Annotated in this window: 17 protein-coding genes; 10 read left to right on the forward strand and 7 right to left on the reverse strand. The window is 64.5% G+C overall.

What is annotated here, in order from left to right; translation table 11 throughout:
• Window positions 1-29: 29 nt before the first annotated feature.
• Window positions 30-488, forward strand: a complete 459-nt coding sequence (locus tag ACFPQ5_RS01255) for a rhodanese-like domain-containing protein (RefSeq protein WP_379751117.1) — start codon at window positions 30-32, stop codon at window positions 486-488.
• A 107-nt stretch (window positions 489-595) separates the two neighbouring features.
• On the opposite strand, the gene ACFPQ5_RS01260 is transcribed toward ACFPQ5_RS01255, so the two are convergent.
• The 4 genes from ACFPQ5_RS01260 to ACFPQ5_RS01275 form a co-directional block, all read right to left on the reverse strand.
• Window positions 596-2,551, reverse strand: coding sequence for a CocE/NonD family hydrolase (locus tag ACFPQ5_RS01260; RefSeq protein WP_379751119.1), 1,956 nt, complete (start codon window positions 2,549-2,551; stop codon window positions 596-598).
• A 63-nt stretch (window positions 2,552-2,614) separates the two neighbouring features.
• On the reverse strand, window positions 2,615-3,997 hold the full coding sequence (locus ACFPQ5_RS01265; protein ID WP_379751121.1) for a TAXI family TRAP transporter solute-binding subunit: 1,383 nt from the start codon (window positions 3,995-3,997) through the stop codon (window positions 2,615-2,617).
• Window positions 3,994-7,242 carry a transglycosylase domain-containing protein gene (locus ACFPQ5_RS01270; protein ID WP_379751123.1) on the reverse strand — a complete coding sequence of 1,083 codons (3,249 nt, stop codon included), beginning with the start codon at window positions 7,240-7,242 and terminating at the stop codon, window positions 3,994-3,996. Before ACFPQ5_RS01270 ends, ACFPQ5_RS01265 begins: the two co-directional genes overlap by 4 nt.
• Before the next feature lie 336 nt (window positions 7,243-7,578).
• A complete protein-coding gene (locus ACFPQ5_RS01275; RefSeq protein ID WP_379751125.1) occupies window positions 7,579-8,409 on the reverse strand; it encodes an EI24 domain-containing protein in 831 nt (276 codons plus the stop codon).
• A 104-nt stretch (window positions 8,410-8,513) separates the two neighbouring features.
• Here ACFPQ5_RS01275 and ACFPQ5_RS01280 point away from each other — a divergent pair, with 104 nt between their 5' ends.
• Both ACFPQ5_RS01280 and ACFPQ5_RS01285 read left to right on the forward strand, forming a co-directional pair.
• Window positions 8,514-8,870 (forward strand): FKBP-type peptidyl-prolyl cis-trans isomerase, encoded by a 357-nt coding sequence (locus tag ACFPQ5_RS01280; RefSeq protein WP_136220257.1) that lies wholly within the window; start codon window positions 8,514-8,516, stop codon window positions 8,868-8,870.
• Window positions 8,871-9,031: 161 nt separating this feature from the next.
• On the forward strand, window positions 9,032-9,286 hold the full coding sequence (locus ACFPQ5_RS01285) for an acyl-CoA-binding protein (protein WP_379751127.1): 255 nt from the start codon (window positions 9,032-9,034) through the stop codon (window positions 9,284-9,286).
• A 118-nt stretch (window positions 9,287-9,404) separates the two neighbouring features.
• Here the strand turns inward: ACFPQ5_RS01285 and ACFPQ5_RS01290 are convergent, their stop codons facing one another.
• A complete protein-coding gene (locus ACFPQ5_RS01290) occupies window positions 9,405-9,686 on the reverse strand; it encodes a polyhydroxyalkanoic acid system family protein (protein ID WP_379751129.1) in 282 nt (93 codons plus the stop codon).
• Window positions 9,687-9,856: 170 nt separating this feature from the next.
• Between ACFPQ5_RS01290 and ACFPQ5_RS01295 the strand changes: the two genes are divergently transcribed.
• The 7 genes from ACFPQ5_RS01295 to ACFPQ5_RS01325 all read left to right on the forward strand — a co-directional run bounded on the left by ACFPQ5_RS01295 (window position 9,857) and on the right by ACFPQ5_RS01325 (window position 19,194).
• A complete protein-coding gene (locus tag ACFPQ5_RS01295; protein WP_379751131.1) occupies window positions 9,857-11,395 on the forward strand; it encodes a gluzincin family metallopeptidase in 1,539 nt (512 codons plus the stop codon).
• Window positions 11,396-11,592: 197 nt separating this feature from the next.
• Complete coding sequence (fdxA, locus tag ACFPQ5_RS01300) at window positions 11,593-11,916, forward strand: ferredoxin FdxA (protein ID WP_136220260.1); 324 nt, start codon at window positions 11,593-11,595, stop codon at window positions 11,914-11,916.
• A gap of 139 nt (window positions 11,917-12,055) precedes the next feature.
• The gene (locus ACFPQ5_RS01305) at window positions 12,056-13,153 is read left to right on the forward strand and encodes an NAD(P)/FAD-dependent oxidoreductase (RefSeq protein ID WP_379751134.1); all 1,098 of its coding nucleotides are present in this window, start codon (window positions 12,056-12,058) and stop codon (window positions 13,151-13,153) included.
• 289 nt (window positions 13,154-13,442) lie between these two features.
• Window positions 13,443-14,678 (forward strand): polyhydroxyalkanoate depolymerase, encoded by a 1,236-nt coding sequence (locus ACFPQ5_RS01310; RefSeq protein ID WP_379751136.1) that lies wholly within the window; start codon window positions 13,443-13,445, stop codon window positions 14,676-14,678.
• A gap of 383 nt (window positions 14,679-15,061) precedes the next feature.
• Complete coding sequence (locus ACFPQ5_RS01315; RefSeq protein ID WP_379751138.1) at window positions 15,062-17,788, forward strand: TonB-dependent receptor; 2,727 nt, start codon at window positions 15,062-15,064, stop codon at window positions 17,786-17,788.
• Window positions 17,789-17,981: 193 nt separating this feature from the next.
• A complete protein-coding gene (locus ACFPQ5_RS01320; RefSeq protein WP_379751140.1) occupies window positions 17,982-18,593 on the forward strand; it encodes a hypothetical protein in 612 nt (203 codons plus the stop codon).
• Window positions 18,594-18,603: 10 nt separating this feature from the next.
• Window positions 18,604-19,194 (forward strand): hypothetical protein, encoded by a 591-nt coding sequence (locus tag ACFPQ5_RS01325; RefSeq protein WP_379751142.1) that lies wholly within the window; start codon window positions 18,604-18,606, stop codon window positions 19,192-19,194.
• A 65-nt stretch (window positions 19,195-19,259) separates the two neighbouring features.
• Here ACFPQ5_RS01325 and ACFPQ5_RS01330 read toward each other — a convergent pair whose 3' ends face one another.
• A complete protein-coding gene (locus ACFPQ5_RS01330; RefSeq protein WP_379751144.1) occupies window positions 19,260-19,466 on the reverse strand; it encodes a hypothetical protein in 207 nt (68 codons plus the stop codon).
• 194 nt (window positions 19,467-19,660) lie between these two features.
• Window positions 19,661-20,104 carry an RcnB family protein gene (locus tag ACFPQ5_RS01335; RefSeq protein ID WP_379751146.1) on the reverse strand — a complete coding sequence of 148 codons (444 nt, stop codon included), beginning with the start codon at window positions 20,102-20,104 and terminating at the stop codon, window positions 19,661-19,663.
• Window positions 20,105-20,213: the final 109 nt, after the last annotated feature.

A 20,213-nucleotide genomic window follows, 5' to 3' on the forward strand; every position in this document is an offset into this window, starting at 1 on the left:
CCCGGTGCGAACGTTTACGAAAGGACATCATGCAAACGACCAAAGAAATACTCGACGCCGCGCGCGAACGTGCCCCGGGCCAGCCTTATGCCGGCGCCGTCACGCCAGGCGAGGCCTTCACGCTGCTGCAGGCGGCCCCAAACGTGAAGCTGGTCGACGTGCGCACCAACGCCGAGCGCGACTGGGTCGGCCGCGTCGTGGTGCCGGAAGGCCAGCACCTGGCCGTCGAATGGGCGAGCTACCCGGGCGGCCAGCCGAATCCGCAGTTCGGCCAGCAACTGGAACGCCTGGCCCGCAAGGACGACGTCCTGCTCTTCCTGTGCCGCTCCGGCGTGCGCTCGCGCCACAGCGCGCGCGTGGCGGCCGAACTGGGCTACGCGAACGCTTTCGACATCCTGGAGGGTTTCGAGGGCGACAAGGATGCGGACGGCCACCGCAAGACGGTGGGCGGCTGGTGCAAGGCGGGGTTGCCCTGGGCAGGCGCGTGACCCGCACCTGACGACAGCTGTAGGGTGGGCGCCCCGTGCCCACCAAACGATGCGTCGACGGTACCTATGCTCATGGTGGGCACGGGGCGCCCACCCTACGCCTAGCGTTACATTCCTGCCGGCAGCACCATCACCTGCAGGCCCGAGGCTTGGCCCGGCGCGCGGTACACGCGCTGGGTCGCCTTGACGAAATCTTCCGGCTTCGCTTTCGGGATGTGGGTGAAGGTCTGCGGATTCAGGTCGATCAGCGGGAACCAGGAGCTCTGCACCTGCACCATGATGCGGTGGCCGCGGCGGAAGGTGTGGTTTACCTGGCCGATGTCGAAGCTGAGCGCCTCGACCTTGTTCGGAGTGAACGGCTCCGGCTTCTCGAAGCTGTTGCGGAACTTGCCGCGCAGCGGATTGCCGCGCACCAGCTGCTGGAAGCCGCCCATCTCCACGTCCGGCGCACCGACGTCGCCACCCTTGCGCTCCGATGGCGTTGCCGGATACGCGGCCGGATACACGTCGATCAGTTTCACGACCCAGTCGGCGTCGGTGCCGGTGGTCGACACGAACAGCTTCGGCGTCACCGGACCGGCAATCGTCACGTCCTCTTCCAGTACTTCGCTCTCGTACACCAGCACGTCCGGACGGGTACTGGCGAAGCGCTGGTCGGAGACCATGTACTCCTTCGGCATGCCGGTGGACGGGTAGCCGATGAAGGGCACCGGCTTTTTCGGATCGGCCACGTATTCGTCGAAGGCGACGCCCGCGGCGGCCGGCTGGGTCCAGCCCAGTTTGCCGTCGGCGCCGAAGTAGAGCGTGCGCGGCTTGGCCTGCACCGGCGGCCAGGCCGCATAGCGGCGCCAGACATTGCTGCCGGTCTCGAAGGCCGTCACTTCGGCAATCGCGGCAGCCGGTTTCACGCCCTTCAGGTGCTGCTCGAAGAAGGGAAATTGCAGCTCCTTGCGGAAGTACTCGGCCGTCTTGCCGTCGAAGGACACGTGCCCGAGCCGCGCGCCCTCCCCGTGCGCCCAGCCGCCGTGCACCCAGGGCCCCATCACCAGGCTGTTGACGATGCCCGGGTTCTGCTTCTCGATGGCGCCGTAGGTCGTGAACGGTCCCTGCGGATCTTCGGCATCGAACCAGCCGCCCACCGTCAGCACGGCCGCCTTGATGTTTTTGAGGTGCGGCGCGATGGCGCGCGCTTTCCACCAGGCGTCGTAGGTGTCGTGTTCGATGTTCGGCATGAAGAGCGCGCGCTGCTCCGCGCTCATGCTGGCGGCGATATTCGACAGGGTCAGGTGCTTCAGGAAGAAGTCGTAGCCGCTGGTCGTGCCGTAGTCGAATCCGGTCCAGGTCTTGGGCAACGGAGTCGGGTTCGGCGCCTCGGTGAAGGCGGCGTAGAAACCGAAGTTCGCGGCCAGCATGAAGGCGCCGCCATGATAGGAGTCGTCGCCCATGTACAGGTCGGTCACCGGCGCCTGGGGCGAGGCCGCCTTGATCGCCGGATGCGAGTCGATGATGCTGGCCGCCGTATAGAAGCCCGGATAGCTGATGCCGTAGATGCCCACTTTACCGTTGTTGTTCGGGACGTTCTTCAACAGCCAGGCCACGGTGTCGTGCATGTCCTCGCTCTCGACGCCCTCGCCCGGCGCGCGTTTGGCTTGAGCGTGCGGCGTCATCTCCTGCCACTTCCCTTCCGACATGTAGCGGCCGCGCACGTCCTGGCTGACGAAGATGTAGCCGGCGTCCTCGAACTCGCGCGAGGGGCCGATCGCGCCCGGCATCCACTGCACGCCGTAGCGCAGCTCGCCCTCGGCATGCACGCCGGCGCTGTAGGGCGTGCGCGTCATCAGGAAGGGATAGGGGCGCGAGGCGTCCTTCGGCACGTAGACGGTCGTGAACAGCTTCACGCCGTCGCGCATCGGGATGCGGTATTCGTACTTGGTGTAGGTGTCGCTCAGCTTGCGTTTGGCGGCGGGGGCGTCGGCCTCCTGCGCTGCGGAGGTGGCCAGTACAGGGCTGGAGGCGAAGGCCAGCGCAAGGCTCAGCGCAAGCAGGGAAAGCGGACGACGCATGGTGGATTCTTTCGAAGCAATTACATTGGGGCCGCCAGTGTAATCCGATTCGGAACCGAATTGCTATTCGGGCAAGCCGTCTCCTTCGGTGGCGACCGCTTTCAGACGCTGGCGCACGATGTTGATGTGGCCGCGCAGGCCATACAGGCCGTCCGCATAGGCCAGCGGGATCGAGATGTGGTTCACCTGCTCCTCGATCTCGTCGAGGCGTTTCAAAAGATAGGCGCGGACGATCTCGCGCTGCGGCTCCTGCACGCCCTCCCAGGCCTGCTCCACCGCCCGCAGTTCGCCATACCAGCGGTAGACGCGCGAACGCACGCGCCACACGTACAGCGGCGGCACGATCTTCGACAAGGGAATCACCAGCGCCGCCAGCGCCACCACCACGACCCAGAGCCGCTCGAACAAGTTGGCCAGCCAGAACCGCATGTAGCGCTGCAGGAGCGGCGGACCATCGCGGTAGTACTTGGCCGCTTCGTCGGCTACCGGGATTTCCGTGAACTTCGGCGACGGGAACTGGCCCTGCTGCTGGAACCACCCTGCCCCGCCGTGGATTTCGCCGGCCGCCTTGACGAACAAATCGATCAGGGCCGGATGCAGGTCTTCGCGCGCTACCAGCGTCGCTGTGGGCGCAATCAGGTGATAGTCCTGCGAAGGAATGTCGCGCCCGAGGTCGACGATCCCGCGCGGCAGGGTCACGTGGGTGAGGAAAGGCAGGCGCCGCGTATAGGCTTCGGCCTGCGTGAAGTTGAAGAGGCGGATACCAGGGGTCTGCAGCAGCATCTGGATCAGCGGCGCTTCCGGCGCCGAACTGAAGACCAGGCCATCGATGCGTCCGGCCAGCAGTTCGACCGTGGCCGGCGTGTTCTCGAGCGCGCTGATGTTCAGCTCCTGCGGCTCGACGCCGTTCACGCTCAGGATCTGCCGGAACAGGTTCGGCACGCCGGTCCCCTCCGGCCCCAGGTTGATGCGCAGGCCGCGCAGGCCGGTCAGGTTGTTGGTCTTCACATTCTCGCGCAGGAAGAGCCAGACCGGTTCCGTGAACAGGCTGCCCAGCGAGGCCAGCCCGAGCTGGGCGGCCTGCTCCGCGCTGGTCGAGCCGCTCTGCACGAAGGCGATGTCGGCCTGGCCGCTGCGCAAGCGTTCGAGATTGTCCTGCGAACCGAGGGTCGGCTGCAGGCTCAGGACGATGTCGTCCTTCTTCAGCGCGGCGGCGTATTGCGCGCCGAAGGCCTGGTAGGCGCTGTTCTCCTGTCCCGTCGCCAGGCGCACTTGGCGCGGCGGCGCCGGATCGACCAGCCAGTAGGCGACGATGCAGGCGAGCGTGACGAGGATGATGGTCGGCCCGGACGCGACCAGCAGGTCGCGCAGCGAGACGAAGGAGAAATTACGGATTTTCGAAACAGCGCGCCGGCTTGCCCGGCGCGCTTTCTCTGACGCCGTCAACGCACGCACTGGCGCGTGGCGCCCACGCTGCCCTGCGGCGGTTCGATCATCGGCATCAGGCTCGGCGCCAGGGTCACCAGCAGCTGCGAAGGCAGCGCACTGGTGAAGTCGTAGTGCTCCGACTGCGGACCATGGACATAAGCCGTCATCGAACCGAAGAAGCGCTCGCCGATGTTGAAGACAAAGGTCGCCGAACGGTTCACGTAGCGCGATTCGATCAGGCGGCCGCCGCGTGCATAGACGTCGAAGCGCTGGTCGCCGGTACCGGTCTTGCCGCCCACGGCGATGACGTTGCCGTCCGAAGTGGAAAACGCCGTCTTGACGCGCTTGGCGGTGCCGTCCGAGACCACGCCGCGGATCGCATCGGCCACGGCGCGCGCCACTTCCGGTGCCAGCACGACTTCGTTCTCCACTTTCGGCGCGCGCTTCACGAGGGTCTCGTAAGGCGTGCCCTTGGCGAAGTGCAGCGAGTCGATGCGCTCGACGGGTTTGCGCACGCCGCCGTTGATGATGATGCCCATCAGTTCGGCGAGGGCCGCCGGACGGTCGGCCGAGGCGCCCAGGGTCGTCGCATAGGACGGCACCAGCGAGTCGAACGGATAACCCATCTTCTTCCACTGGGCGTGGATCTTGAGGAAGGATTCGACTTCCAGCAGGCCCGCGATGCGCTTGTCCTGGGCGTTCTTGCGGTTGGTCTTGAACAGCCACGAGTACACTTCCTGGCGTTCCTTGACGCTCGCCGCCACCGCTTCGCTCCAGCTGGCCTTCGCATGGGTACGCAGGTAGCCGACCAGCCACAGTTCCAGCGGATGGACCGAGGCGACGTAGCCGCGGTCGGCCAGCGACATGTTGGCCGGGGCGTACTGGTCGTACATCTTGGCGATGCGCTCGTCGTCGACCTCGTTGGCCGGCAGCGAGGCGTCGATGAAGGCGCCGAATTCCTGCAGCGTCGCGTTCGGGGCGATCGTGCGGTGCACGGCGGCGAGCTTCGAGGCCATCGGGCGCACGCCCTGCACCAGCAGCGTGGTCGCCTCAAGCCCGGTCTTGCCCTTGTACTTGTTCCAGAACTTCGCCAGGAAGGTCTTGCCCTCGGCATCGGCGAAGCGGGCCAGGTACTCGGCGCGGCGCGGATCGTCGGCGTCGGCCAGCAGCGCGGCCGAGGAGCCAGGCAGCTGGAACATGTAGTAGCGCGCGACGTCGCGCATCAGGCGCACGAACACCAGGTTGGTCGACTGCTGCAGCGCTTCCTGCACCGTCATGATCTTGCTGTTATCGAGCTTGCTGAAGTTGCCGAAGTAATGCAGGCCGCCGCCGGTGAAGAAGCCTTCGCCCGGATTGCCCGAATACTTGCGCGCCATCGCGGCGGCCAGCATCGGCTTGAGGCCGCGGTCGGCATTCGCCGGCAGCGCCTGGAAGTATTCGACGGCCCACTGGCTCAGGCGGTCCTTCGGATCGATGCGGGTTTCGCGCAGCGCCTTCGGGTCGAGCGGCTCGTAGCGCTTGTGCAGCTGGTCGACGATGTCGAGGTAGGTGACGAGCGTGCGCAGCTTCGCGGTCGAGCCGAGATCGAGCTTGGCCTGCTCGTTGATGTCGAGCGGCTGGTCGTAGTTATCGGTCTGCACGCGCAGGTAGTTGACGTTCTCGCCGCGTTCCATCAGCGTGAAGCTGTACACCACTTGCGAGGGGTCGCCGTTGCCGAGCAGGCCCTTGCCGGTGAGGCCCGCCTCCGCCGCCGCTTCCGGCGTAGTCAGGCGGCGCAGCGCCGAGGTCACGGCCTGCTGGGCTTCGGAGTCGAGCGTCGAGACCACCGACATGTCGAGGCGGTCGAGGTTGTACAGGCGCGGTTCGCCGAGCAGGTAGCCGAGGTGGTTGCGCACCGCGTTCGAGGCCTTGCGCGAGACAAAAGCGTTGGCGGCCGGCGCCTCGACGCCCGAGTGGAGCGCGGGTTTGAGCTTGACGGCGAGCGCGGCGTCGCGCAGCTGCGGCGTGATCACGCCGGCCTGCGCCAGCACGCGCAGGTGGCTGTTAGTCAGCGTCTCGAGGTCGGCTTCGCCGGCGCCGAGGTAGTAGGCAGGGCGGCGCTGCGCGATCATCAGCGACAGCGCTTCCTTGTAGATCAGGACCGCTTCCGGCGTATCCATCGCGCCCTTCAGGGTCGCGCCGACCTTCTTGAAATCGCGGCCGTACCAGACCCACATGCCGTCGCCGATGCCGTTTACTTCGCCGTAGCCCAGCTTTGCCGACAGCGGCACCGTGTTCAGGTAGTCGAGCACGATCTGGCGCCGCGCGCCGGTCGTGTCTTCGCCATCCTGGTAGGCGCGCAGCGTGGCCGATGCCATCTGGATCAGCTTGTCGTGCAGCGAGGCGGTGCGGCCTTCCGGCGAGTGGCGGTATTTTTCGATCTGGGTGGCGAGCGTCGAACCGCCGGCCACGCGGCCGCCGCCGCTGATGCCGATCGCGGAGAGCGACTTGTCGAATACGGCTTTCGAGAAGCGGTCCCATTCGATCGCCGGATTGCGTTTCGGGTAGGCCGGGTCGAGCAGCTCGCGGTTCTCGATGAAGAGCAGGCTTTGCACCAGCAGCTGCGGCGTGTCGTCGAAGCGCTCGTAGAAACGCTCGGGGAAGCGCGAGGCGAACAGCGGCTGGCTGCGGCAATCGAGGATCTCGAGACCGGTGCGGGTCTTTTCGCGGTAGGTCGCGAAGATGCCGCGGTCGGCCAGCTCCAGCATCTTGGGCGACATGCGCGCCTGGGCGTCGATGACGTAGTCGCGCGTCTGCAGCTTGGTGAGGAACGCGGGCAGGTGCGAGTAGCCGAGGCGCGCGTCATACGGGCTTTCGGCGGGGAAGCGGATCGCATCGCTCGGGCCCTTGTCCATGCGGTAGTGGACGTCCTTCATCATGCCGGCGAAGAGCTTGGCCTGCAGGGTCGAGGTGCGCGTTTCGTAGACCGCGTAGGCCGAACCGGCGGCCACAACCACCAGCAGGATCCCGAACAAAACGAGCTTGCCGCGGCCCTTGCCTTTCGGCGGCTCGCCTTCGCGTTCGGGTTCGGGGCTGATCCCGTCTTCCGGGCTGCTGTCGGCGGGCGCGCCGGCTTCGGTCACGAGCGACAGGTGGGGAACGGTCTCGGGCAAGGTTTCTTCCTGCGCGGCCGCATCGATTGCGGGCGCGGCGTTGCCGTCGGCTTGACCGCGCAGTGCGCGAAATACGTTACGAGGCCGTTTGAAACGGCGGGTGCTTTCCATGATGGCTCAACTGGTTTTGAATCGATATGCCTGCAATCCCGTCAACCTGCTCGCCATCCATGCTGCCGGTTTGTTCGAGTGATTACGGTAGTCTTTTTGTTCACGTTTGTGGTGCTTTTTTCAAGCGCCGATCCAGTGAGAATTGTGTCGGCGCCCAAGACATCATTCCACCACATCAACAGGTATTGGATGAAGCGCTGTTCAACAAATTTGACCTGCCCTGATTTTTTTCGCAAAAAAACAACGGCAGAGTTATCGGGATAGCATTGATGCCTACAAGCATCCTTCTCGCTATCCTACACAGCAGTCATGTCGGGTCTGTGACAGGCAGTTTCATCAACGTTCGAGGGTGCCCATCGGTGCACTTGCGTCCTGCCCGCGCAGCTCTTCCAGTGCCTGCAGGCAGTAGTACTGGAACCACAATCCCGTGAACAGGAAGATCAGCACATACAGCCAGGCCGACAGGATGGCGAGGAAGGGAAACAGGGCCACGGCCAGCACCGCGCCGCCCATCCAGGCGATGCCCGGCAGCGCGCCCAGCACGCCCGAGGCCATGCCGATCGCCAGCAGCGGCCAGCGCCGCGTGTGCATCAGGGTCTTGCGTTCGGCGGCGCTGGCGTGGGCGGCGAGCGCGTCGTAGCTCATCACGCGCGAAGACACCCAGCCCCACAACGCCGCCTGCACCAGCACCGCCAGCGGCGGGATCGCATACAGGGGCACCGTGCACAGCCACAGCAGCGCGAACACCAGCACGCTGCTGAGGTTCATCCAGACGCTGCCGGCGAAGCTGCCGCCCTCCTTCTGTTCGAGCTTGGGGAACTGGCGGCGGCCGACATAGCGCTCGATGGCCGGCATCGCGAACACGCCCATGAACAGCAAGGCGGAGGCGATCATCAGCGGAAGCAGCAGCAGGATCGCCATCAGCGGCACGACCACCACCTTCAGCACGCCCAGTCCCAGGCTGGACAGTACGCTGCCGCTCGACTGGAACCAGCCGTAGTCGCGGAAGACGCCATCGAGCCAGTCGAACAGCGCCGGCCCGTAGGCCCACAGCAGGCCGCCCCAGAGCAGCAGCGACAGCAGCAGCGGCGCCAGCGACAGCAGCATCATGCGCGGCGAAAAGCCGGCGGCCAGTGCGCGGCCCCAGGCCGTGGCGATGCCCTTCATGGAAGACTCCCGATGTCAAAAGGACATTGTAGAACAGGGCAACGAATGGCGGTTTGCAGGTGCATGCACTACAATCGCCGTTCACAGATTATCGAGGGAACAACATGTCCACTACCACCACCGCTTCCGGCCTGCAATACGAAGACACCGTCGTCGGCGAAGGCGCCGAGGCGAAAGCCGGCAACTACGTCACCGTCCACTACACCGGCTGGCTGCGCAACGACGACGGCACGGCCGGCGCCAAGTTCGACTCCAGCAAGGACCGCAACGACCCCTTCCAGTTCCCGCTGGGCGCCGGCCACGTGATCCGCGGCTGGGACGAAGGCGTGCAGGGCATGAAGGTCGGCGGCCAGCGCCGTCTCACCATTCCTGCGAGCCTCGGCTACGGCGCACGCGGCGCCGGCGGCGTGATTCCGCCGAATGCGACGCTGATCTTCGACGTCGAACTGCTGGCAGTCTAAGTAATCAGGTAGCACCTGCCTTGCCCCGCCTCGCGCGGCAAGGCAGCATCGAGTATCCCTTCTAAAATTCCCCGCCAAACGGCACGCTCAGCCGAACCCTGCGCTAAGATGGCCGCGCGCATTGCCATCCCGTCAATGCACCTTCATCCACAGGAGTAGTTATGAGCTTGCAAGACCAGTTCACCCAGGCCCAGGCCGATTCGAAGAACCTGCCGGAACGCCCGGACAACATGACCTTGCTGAAGATTTACGCGCTGTTCAAGCAGGCCTCGAGCGGTGACGCCACCGGCGAGCGTCCAGGCTTCACCGACATGGTCGGCCGCGCCAAGTTCGATGCGTGGGACGCCCTGAAAGGCACCTCGCAGGAAGACGCCATGCAGCAGTACATCGATTTGATCGAAGAGCTGAAGGCTTAAGAGAATCGATCGGTTTTGTAGGGTGGAGTCCTGACTCCACGCGTTGCAGCGCTTGAACCGCGTGGAGTCAGGAGCGGTTCGCCGCCCGCTCCACCCTACAACGGCAACCCCGACGCCGTCACGCCGCGGTGAACACCCGGCGCATCTTGTCCGCTACCTTCTCCTCGATCATCGGGCGAAACGCACTCATCAGCATTCCCAATTTGATCCGCAGCGCCGCGCGCTGTTCGCCCAGGGTCAATGCTCCCTCCACGCCGCTGCGCTCGAAGCGCAGGACGTCGCCATCCCAATGGCACTGCATGCCGAATTCGGCGGCCACCTTGTCGGCCACCTGCTGCGCCGCGGCGCGTGCCCCTTCCGGGCTCAGCTTGTGCTCCTGGACGATCTGGATGTCGGCCATGTGTGATTCCTCTCTCTCTACAAATTGCGCAAACAGTCCGCCATGATGCCAGTTGCATGGGTCTGATGCCAGTCCAGTGTGCAATTGATCCGGGTCAAAACCATATCCGGCTGGGGGACGAGTATTGGCTGAGCTAAGTCAATCGCCATCAATAACATGAGGATTGCGCAATGGAACGAGCCTTGCTGCCGGACGACATCGTCACCCCAGAGCGCGACCAGCCTCCGGTCGCCTTCATCCCCACCCCGAGCGCGCCCTACCGCCAGCACCGCAAGGCGGCCCAGCTGCTCGACCAGCCCGGCGCCCCGCGCGCGGTGGATGCGCCGCCGGCCCCGGACGTGCCCCTGCCCTACGCCTTCGGCGCGCGCGTGCTGATGTGGAAGCAGGACCCGTCGGTGCTCGAGATGGGCACCCGCAAGGCCTTCCTGCCCGGCGTGGTGCTGGCCGGACCGCGCGACGCCCGCATCGCCTCGGGCGACCCCGGGATCAGCCCGGTCGAGCCGAATGCCTTCGGCGACTTCGTCACCATGCCCGACACGCCCCAGTTCGACGCCGTCCACACCTTCGCAGTGGTGCGCCAGACGCTCACGATGTACCAGCGTTCGCTGTCCTCGGCCGGCGCCGAGATGCCGCTGCCCTGGCAATGGAACAGCAGCATCGACACGGCGCCGCTGCAGATCTTCCCCTACGGCCTGCCGAACGTGATGAACGCCTTCTACAGCCGCGCCCAGACCTGCCTGAAGTTCGGCGACTTCGTGCCCGCCGGGGAAAAGGAACGCGTATTCACCTGCCGCTCCTTCGACATCGTCGCCCACGAAACCGGCCACGCCGTGCTGGATGGCCTGAAGCCTCACTGGCTGCTGGCCGACGCCCCGCCGCAGACGGGCGGCCTGCACGAATCCTTCGGCGACCTGACGGCGATCTTTCTCGCGCTGTCCCAGCTCGACCAGTGCGAAGCGGTGGTGGCCCAGACCAAGGCACGCCTGCACGACAAGACCTTCCTGGCCGACATCGCCGAGCAGTTCGGCCTGGCGCTGGGCGGCACCACCGGCCTCCGGAACGCCGACAACGACCTGACGCTCTCGCAGGCCGGCACCCAGGTGCACGCGATCTCGCAAGTGTTTACGGGTGCCGTCTACGACATCCTGGCCGACCTGTTCGCCCTGGAACGCAATCCGGCTTTCGAGGACGATGCCGCCGTACTGCACCGGGTCGCCGCCTGGCTGCGCGGACTGGTGCTGCGGGCGCTGGTCGCCGCACCCGACATCGCCGCCACCTATGCCGACGTGGTCAACGAAATGCTGCGCCTGGCGAGCGAGGACGGCAAACCGGTTGGCTACCTCGATGCGATCCGCCACCAGTTCACGATCCGCGAAGTCGTGGGCGGGCCGGAAGCGGCGCAGGACGCGCCACTTCCCGTCGAGCCCACCGGCCCAAGCGCCTCCGCCACGGTGCCCTGCGCCTACACGCGCCTGGCGGCGGCCGTCTGCGACGCCCCCGGCGCCCAGCAGGACCGGCGCGCCTGCTGCGGCACCATGAACCTGGCCGAGTACTACAACATCGAGCGTGTTCTGGATGCCGAGGCAGAGGCGCTGGCGCGCTGGTGCGCCGAGCGCGGCCGCAACGGCCCTGCCGGCGAGGAGTTACCGATCGAAACCGTCCCGTCAGGCGACCAGAGCCAGGCGGCCTTGCACCAGCCGGGCAAGTGACACGCGGCTCTGCCCCGGGGCAGCTTGCGGTCTGCCACGGGGCAAATCGCGCGTCACGCATCACATTTGCTTATGTATATTGTGTCTAAGCCCAATTTGTAGGAAAAGGCGAATTGCCCTAAAATACAGTGCTTTGCCATGTTGGCGGCCCCACCCTGCGCTGATGGCCGCGGCACCCCACCATAGATAGGACTGTTATGACCCACGTTGTCACCGAATCGTGCATCCGCTGCCGGTATACCGACTGCGTCGATGTATGCCCGGTCGATTGTTTCCGGGAAGGCCCGAATTTCCTCGCGATTGACCCTGACGAGTGCATCGACTGCGCAGTGTGCGTGGCCGAGTGCCCGGTGAATGCGATCTATGCCGAGGAAGACGTGCCGGGCGACCAGCAGCAATTCATCAAGATCAACGCCGACCTGTCGCGCTTCTGGCCGTCGATCACCAAGACCAAGCCGGCCCTGCCCGACGCGGAAGAGTGGAAAGACGTCAAGAACAAAGTGGACCAGCTGGCCCGCTAAGCGTCATGCTTCTTCGCCGCTGGCGCCCGTTTTGACCGGCGCCAGCAGGCACGCTCCATCCATGGCACACTAGCGGCCATCGCAGCATCGGGCATCCCCCGCGCGCCCCTCTTTTACAAAATCAACAGGACCCAAGCACATGACGATCAGTGCCACCCATGATGCGGGCAGCATCGCCCCCAACAGTTCGTTCGCCGGCGCCATCGACGCCGACGCCGTCATCATCGGCGCGGGCCCGGTCGGCCTGTTCCAGGTCTTTGAACTCGGCCTGCTCGAGATCAAGGCCCACGTCATCGATTCGCTCGCAGCCGTCGGCGGCCAGTGCGTCGAGCTGTATCCGGACAAGCCGATCTACGACATCCCTGCCGTGCCTGTCTGCACCGGCCAGGAACTGACCGACAACCTGCTCAAGCAGATCGAGCCTTTCGAGCCGACCTTCCACCTGGGCCAGGAAGTGACGACCGTGCAGCGCCGCGAAGACGGCCGCTTCAACGTCGAAACCTCGACCGGCACCCAGTTCATCACCAAGACCATCTTCATCGCCGCCGGCGTCGGTTCCTTCCAGGCGCGCACGATCAAGGTCGAGGGCATCGAGAAGTTCGAGAACACCCAGCTGCACTACCGCGTCAAGGATCCTGCCCTGTTCGAAGGCAAGAACCTGGTCATCTGCGGCGGCGGCGACTCGGCCCTGGACTGGGCCCTGAACTTCGTCGGCAAGGCCGAATCGGTCGTGCTGGTGCACCGCCGCGAAGACTTCCGCGCCGCGCCTGCCTCGGTCGCCAAGATGAAGCAGCTGTGCGAAGAGTACGAAATGCAGCTGATCACCGGCCAGGTCACCGGCTTCGACGAGAAGGACGGCCAGCTGAGCGAAGTGAAAGTCACCGGCGCCGACGGCGTCACCCGCCGCGTGCCGCTGGACATGCTGATGGTCTTCTTCGGCCTGTCGCCGAAACTCGGCCCGATCGCCGAGTGGGGCCTGGACATCGAGCGCAAGCAGCTGAAGGTCGTGGACACCGAGAAGTTCGAGACCAACGTGCCGGGCATCTTCGCCGTGGGCGACATCAACACCTATCCGGGCAAGAAGAAGCTGATCCTGTCGGGCTTCCACGAAGCCGCGCTGGCCGCTTTCGGCGCCGCCCCGTACATCTTCCCCGACAAGAAGATCCACATGCAGTACACGACGACTTCGCCGAAGCTGCACAAGATCCTTGGTGTGGAAACCCCGGTCTTCGATTAATACGACCGTTCAGTTTCCTAAAAACGACAATGCCCCGGACCTCCGGGGCATTTGTTTTTATGTGTGCCGCATCACCGACGGCCTAGCGTAATCGGGTGTATAAATTCTCTTAAGCGTGTGCCGAATAAGCTTGGGAGGGAAATGGATATTTCCACGCGTCAAGCAAGTTATCCTATAATTGGTTGATGAATTTTCGCGCACCGAGACGGCCCGCCCACACGGCGGCCATGCCGGGCGCAAGGGCCCTGGCGACGCGCCAAGGCGACACGCACCACATGAAGGAAATACTATGCTTTATCAACTGCACGAGATGCAACGCTCCTTCCTGACCCCGCTGATGCAATGGGCGGATGCGTCCTCGAAGCTGTTCTCCAATCCGGTTTCCCCGTTTGCCCACACCCCGTTTTCCCAGCGTATCGCCGCCGGGTACGAGCTGATGTACCGCCTGGGCAAGGACTACGAAAAGCCGGCCTTCGGCATCGACACCGTCCCCATCAAGGGCGAGACGGTCAAGATCGTCGAACGCGCGGCCGTCACCAAGCCCTTCTGCAAGCTGCTGCATTTCAAGAAAGACCTGCCGGACGCGGCTTTCGAAGCGCTGGCGCAGCCGACCGTGCTGGTGGTCGCGCCGCTGTCGGGTCACCACTCGACCCTGCTGCGCGATACCGTGCGCGCCCTGCTGCCCGACCACGACGTGTTCATCACCGACTGGATCGACGCGCGCATGGTGCCCCTCTCCGACGGTCCGTTCCACCTGGACGATTACATCTATTACGTGCAGGACTTCATCCGCGCCCTGGGCCCGGACGTGCACGTGATTTCCGTCTGCCAGCCGACCGTGCCGGTACTGGCCGCGATCTCGCTGATGGCCAGCGACAATGACCCGAAACTGCCGAAGACGATGACGATGATGGGCGGTCCGATCGACCCGCGCAAGTCGCCGACCGCCGTCAACGACCTGGCCACCGAAAAACCCTTCTCGTGGTTCGAGAACACGGTGATCTACGCCGTGCCGGGCAACTACCCGGGTTTTGGGCGCAAGGTCTATCCGGGTTTCCTGCAGCATGCCGGCTTCATCGCCATGAACCCGGGCCGCCACGCCCAGTCGCACCGCGAGTTCTACCAGCACCTGGTGCGCGGCGACGAGGAGTCGGCGGAAAGCCACCGCCAGTTCTATGACGAGTACAACGCCGTGCTCGACATGCCGGCCGAGTACTACCTCGACACCATTAAAACCGTGTTCCAGGAGTTCCGCCTGCCGAAGGGCACCTGGGAAGTCGGCGGCAAGCTGGTGCGTCCGCAGGACATCAAGAGCGTCGCCCTGTTCACCATCGAAGGCGAGCTCGACGACATCTCCGGCGCCGGCCAGACCCAGGCCGCGCACGAACTGTGCAGCAGCATCCCGGAAAACATGAAGCGCGACTACGTGGCGCCGAAGGCCGGCCACTACGGCATTTTCTCGGGCCGCCGCTGGCGCGAGACCATCTGCCCGAAGATCGGCGAATTCATCCGCGAATTCGGCTGAGCATCCCTCGCCCTCCTCCAAAAATGCCGCAGTGACTGTGGCATTTTTTTTTGCCGTTCCTCCATGCTCGCTGGGTAAAAGCAGACTAAAGTTGTAAGTACGCAACACAAAATCTTGTGTTATGGCATCTTTCGTACGGTCTGCCCGGACCATCCGAAACCCATAGCCCCTGTACGTACGGGGCCTATGTGAATTATCACCTGTTCGCGGCACAGCTCCATTTGTGCAAATCTATCCAATTCTCACAAATTTCTCTTCGTCATTGTTGAGTTCTTCTACATAATTTATTTCGGCAACTGCGAAGCCAGCTTCGCAGGCATGCCGGAGACCACATCGTTATAACGAAACAAGGTAGATAGAGAAATATGATGTTTAGAGAAAAAATGGGTGTACGTTCCGTACGCCTGGCACTGGGCCTGCTGACCGGCCTGGCTGCAACCCAGTCGTTTGCACAAGAACAAGCAATGCAGCGCGTCGAAGTGACCGGCTCGGCGATCAAGCGCATCAATGTCGAAGGCGCGCTGCCGATCCAGACCCTGTCGCAGGAAGTCATCGCCAAGACCGGCGCGACCAACGTGGCGGAACTGATCCAGACCCTGCCTGCCATGCAGGGCTTTACTATTTCGGCCGTCGCCGCCGGCTCGAACTCGGGCGGCCGCGTCAGCGCTTCGATCCACGACATCGGCGAAAGCTACACCCTGGTTCTCCTGAACGGCCGCCGCCTGGCGCCGCAAGGTTCGGGTAGCGCCGTCAACCTGCAGGCCATCCCGATGAGCGCAGTCGAGCGCGTCGAGATCCTGACCGACGGCGCCTCGGCCCTGTACGGCTCGGATGCCATCGCCGGCGTCATCAACTTCGTCCTCAAGCGCAACCAGCAAGGCGGCGACATCGAGGCCAACTACAGCACCCCGACCAGCAACCGCGCAGGCGATTCGAAATACGTCGCCGCCAGCTATGGCTTTGGCGACCTCGACACCCAGGGCTTCAACGTCCTGCTGAGCTATCGCCACGACGACCAGAGCCAGGTGCGCTCCACCGACCGCGACTTCGCGAAGACCGCCTACCTGCCGTTCGAATACGGCGGCAAGAACTACATCTACGACCGCACCAGCTCGGCAACGATTCCGGCCAACGTCACCGTCACCTTCAACGACCCGAAAGTGGCTTCCGCGGCCTTCTCGCCTTACCTGCGCAAGAATGGCAACTGCCCGGAACTGAACTTCGCCAGCCTGACGAACACCGCTGCGATCCAGAACTGCTCGTTCGACTTCGTTACCCAGGTCGAAATCGTCCCCGAAAACAAGCGCGACAGCCTGTTCCTGAAGGGCTCGCTGAAAGTTGCCGACAACGTCACCCTGTTCTCGGACGTCGCCTACTCGCGTTTCGACCTGACCGCGCGTATCGCCTCGAACACCGCGCCGTTCACGATCGCGACGAACTCGGCCATGTTCACCCAGTACGTCGATCCCTACCTGACGCCTGCCCAGCGCGCCGCCGGCATCAAGAGTGTGGCCGGTAACTACCGTACCTATGACTGGGGTACCCGTGACAGCCAGACCATCACCGAATCGAAGCATGCCGTCGTCGGCGCCGACATTGATGTGGCGAACTGGAGCGTAAATACCGCCCTGACCTGGTCGCAGAACGCCATCGACGAGCGCTATGTCGGCGGCTACGCAAAGAACGCCGAGTTCCGCAAGATGCTGGCCGACCGCTCCTTCGATCCGTTTGCACCGATCGGCGCCCAGAGCGCAGCGACCCAGGAACTGATCAAGAACTCGATCTTCCACGGCTCGATCCGCGAAGCCTCGACCACCCTGAAGGCGGTCGACCTGCGCGCCTCGCGCGAACTGTTCGCCATGGCGGGCGGTGCCGCCGCCGTCGCCCTTGGCGCCGACTATCGCGAGTACCGCTACGACCAGGTGCCGCATGCCACCTCGTCCGACATCTACAACTTCAACACGTCGCCAGCCTACGACATGAAGCGCGACAACATGGGCGCCTTCACCGAGTTCCGCGCACCGTTGACCAAGCAGATCGAACTGAACGCAGCCCTGCGCTACGACAAGATCTCGGCAATCGACGACGCCATCCAGGGCCGCAAGTTCGGCAGCGATCAGTCGAAGTCGACCTACAAGCTGTCGGCCCGCTACCAGCCGACCCAGCAACTGCTGTTCCGCGGCTCCTACGGCACCGGCTTCAAGGCACCGAGCATGCTCGACATCGCCCAGCCGCTGGTCAACGCCGGTTTCACCGCCGGCAACTTCGATTGCCCGATCGCCGACGCCAACCTGTGCCGTCCAGGCAAGACCCAGTACAACGTCGTCTCGAGCGGCAACGAGAACCTGAAGCCGGAAACCTCGAAGCAGTTCACGATCGGTACCCGTTGGGAACCGAGCGCGCGCCTGTCGATGGGCCTTGACCTGTGGGACGTGAAGATCCGCGACGCCGTCTCGGCCGTCAGCGAGCAGCAGGCCTTCGCCGATCCGGTGAAGTTCCGCGACCTGTTCACGACCTACACCGAGCCGTCGACTGGCAATACCTACTGGGCGTTCCGCAGCTCGTCGGTGAACATCGGCCGTACCCACAACCGCGGCATCGACTGGGATATCACCGCCCGTCAACGCCTCGGCTTCGGTAACCTGACCGCGACCCTGAACGGTACCTACACGCTGAAATCGGATTACACCCGTCCGGGCACCAGCAACGACTGGACCAACAGCATGAACTACTTCGGCATCAACAATGCCGTCACGTTCAAGAACATCGTGCGCCTGCTGACCACGCTTGACACCGGCAAGCTGTCGAACAGCATTGTCGTCAACTACCGCAACGGCTATACCGATGCCGCTGCCGACGTGCGCGACGTGGCTGCGAACGCGACCGTGAAGAACTTCCGCATGGAAGTGCCGTCGTTCACGACCTTCGACTGGCAGGCACGCTTCAAGTACAACGAAGCGATCACCGTTCGTGCCGGCATCAAGAACCTGTTCGACCGCGAGCCGCCGCTGTCGCTGCGTAACTCGTCGGGCCACCAGGTCGGCTTCGATCCGCGCTACGCCGATCCGCTGGGCCGCCAGTTCTACCTGACCGGCAACTACAAGTTCTGATTCAGGGCAGGCTGAAATAAACAATGCCGTCCGGTGCAAGCCGAACGGCATTGTCGTTTTTACTGCCGCGTCTTGTCACACCCGGTACAGGCAAACTTGCCGATGTGACAAAGGGAGAGATTTCCAGCTCAGCAATACTATATCCTCGAGTGTCGGCATCTTGCCGCATTCAAAACACGAGGGGATACATGACATGAGTACTGCCTTTGCACGCACGCTGCGCCGTGCCGCCGTCGCTACGCTGATGGCCGGTTCCGCGCTGCTGACCGGTTGCGCCAGCTTCTATGTGGACACCGCCACCCGCGACGTTCCGGTCGCCCAGCTCAAGAAAGTCGCCGCTCCGAAGCCGGTCGCCTTCAGCTTCGAGTTCAAGTCGCGCGGCGCACCGAATCCACGCGCTACCGAGTTCCTTCAGGCCCAAGTGCGCGACCAGGTCGCCGGCAGCGGCCTGTTCTCGGCCGTCAACGGCGGCAGCGACAGCGCCCGGCTGAACGTCGAACTCAACAACGTGCCGAAGGAAGGCGAGAACGCATTCGGCAAGGGCTTCGTCACAGGCCTGACCTTCGGCGTGGCGGGCAATGTCGTCACCGATCTCTACGAGTGCAAGATCACCTACCTGCCGCCGGGCCAGGGCGCGCCGCTGGTCACGACCGCGCGCCATGCGATCCACACCTCGATGGGCGCGACCGGCGAGCCGGCCAACGCCGTCAAGTCGGCCAACATGGAAGACGCCATCCGCACGATGACGCGCCAGATCGTCGCCAATGCCCTGAACGACCTGTCGCAGCAAGCCACTTTCAACTAAGGAAAACAAGATGACCGCTTCCCTCCTCCGCAAGCTCGGCCTCGCCCTGGCCGCCGCCGTTGCACTGCAATTGACCGGCTGCGCCACCCCGATGGGTGCCCCGCAGGCAAGCATCGACAACACCACGAAACTGCGCGCCGCCGCCATCGCGCCGGCCAGCCTGGGCAGCTTCACGATCGCGCCCGGCAAGGCGGCGGGCATGGACCAGGGCGTGAGCCTGCGCGGCACGAAAGTGCACTCGCCCTATAACGAATCCTTCTCCCAATACCTGAAGGAGACGCTGCGCGTCGAACTGGACGCGGCCGGCCTGCTCGACCCGGCCTCGCAGGCCGTCATCAGCGGCACCCTGACCGACAGCGAAGCCGATGCCGCCATCGGCACCGGTACGGCCAAACTGGGCGCGCGCTTCGTCGTCACCCGCGGCCAGACCGTGGCCTACGACCGCACCCTGCAGGCGGACGCCAGCTGGGAATCCTCGTTCGTGGGCGCGGTGGCGATCCCGCTGGCGGCGGGCCAGTACCAGGGCCTGTACCGCAAGCTGGCCGGCCAGCTGTTCGACGATCCGGAGTTCCGCAAGGCGCTGGCGCGTCCGGCGCTGTAAGGCAGCCAGGACGGAAGACGAAAAAAATGCCACGACACGTCGTGGCATTTTTTTTGCGGTATGGCTCAGAGCACGTCGTCGCGCCGGTCCTCGCCGCGGCCGAAGTCGGGATCGGCTTCGTCGTCGTGGTTGTCGCGGCGCTCGCCATGGCGGCGATCACCGCTCTCCTCTTCGGCCTCGTCCTGCCCTTCGGCGCTGTGCGCCGAAACGCGGTGCGCGATCATGCCGGTCGGGTCGGGTTCGAGCAAGGGGGCGATAATCCATTCGTTCATACATTCTCCTGTCAGCGTTCGCCGCGTCATGCGGCCGATGGTCTATTAAGCCATCGGCGGCGGATCACATCTGTTAGATACGCCACTTACGAGAACGATACGCACTGTCTCAATTGCGTAGCCTGGGCTCCCGAGCGTAGCCTGGGCTCTCGAGCCCAGGACTGCGGCGCAAACATCGTGTTTGCTCCACTCGCTTAATTATTCAACAGGACGCTTGCAATGATCCCCGTCGCAATCGCCGCCAGCACGTAGTCGCCGCCGACCTGCACCCAGTGGTAGCCGCGCGGCGGCGCGCTCAGGCGGTGCGAGCGCCAGTTGTCGACCACGTATTGACGGTTGTGGTAAGCGGAGGGCAGGCGCTGGCCGCGGTACAGGTCGTGGCGCGGGCCGGCGCCGCGGCGGGCGTCGCGGTAGCCCTCGCGGTAAGCCTGGCGCTCGTCGCGGCGGTCGTCGCGGTAGTCGCGGCGGGCTTCACGGCGCTCCTCGCGGCGCTCCTGGCGGTACTCGCGGCGTTCCTCGCGGCGTTCCTGGGCGCGGTCGTCGCGGTGATCGCGGTAGCCGCGGTCCTGGGCCATCGCCGGCAGGCTGCCTGCCAGCATGACGGCGATCATGGCGCGTGCAATCGTCTTGTTCTTCATGGATTTCTCCTGTTGTCAAAGCCGGCAACGGCCCGGCGGAACACTCAGTAGGCCACACGCGGGCTTACGGCTCTGTACGCTCACCCACGCAAGCGCCGAGCTCGCCGGT

The organism is Massilia suwonensis (genome assembly GCF_042655665.1).
Classification (GTDB): Bacteria; Pseudomonadota; Gammaproteobacteria; order Burkholderiales; family Burkholderiaceae_D; genus Telluria; species Telluria suwonensis.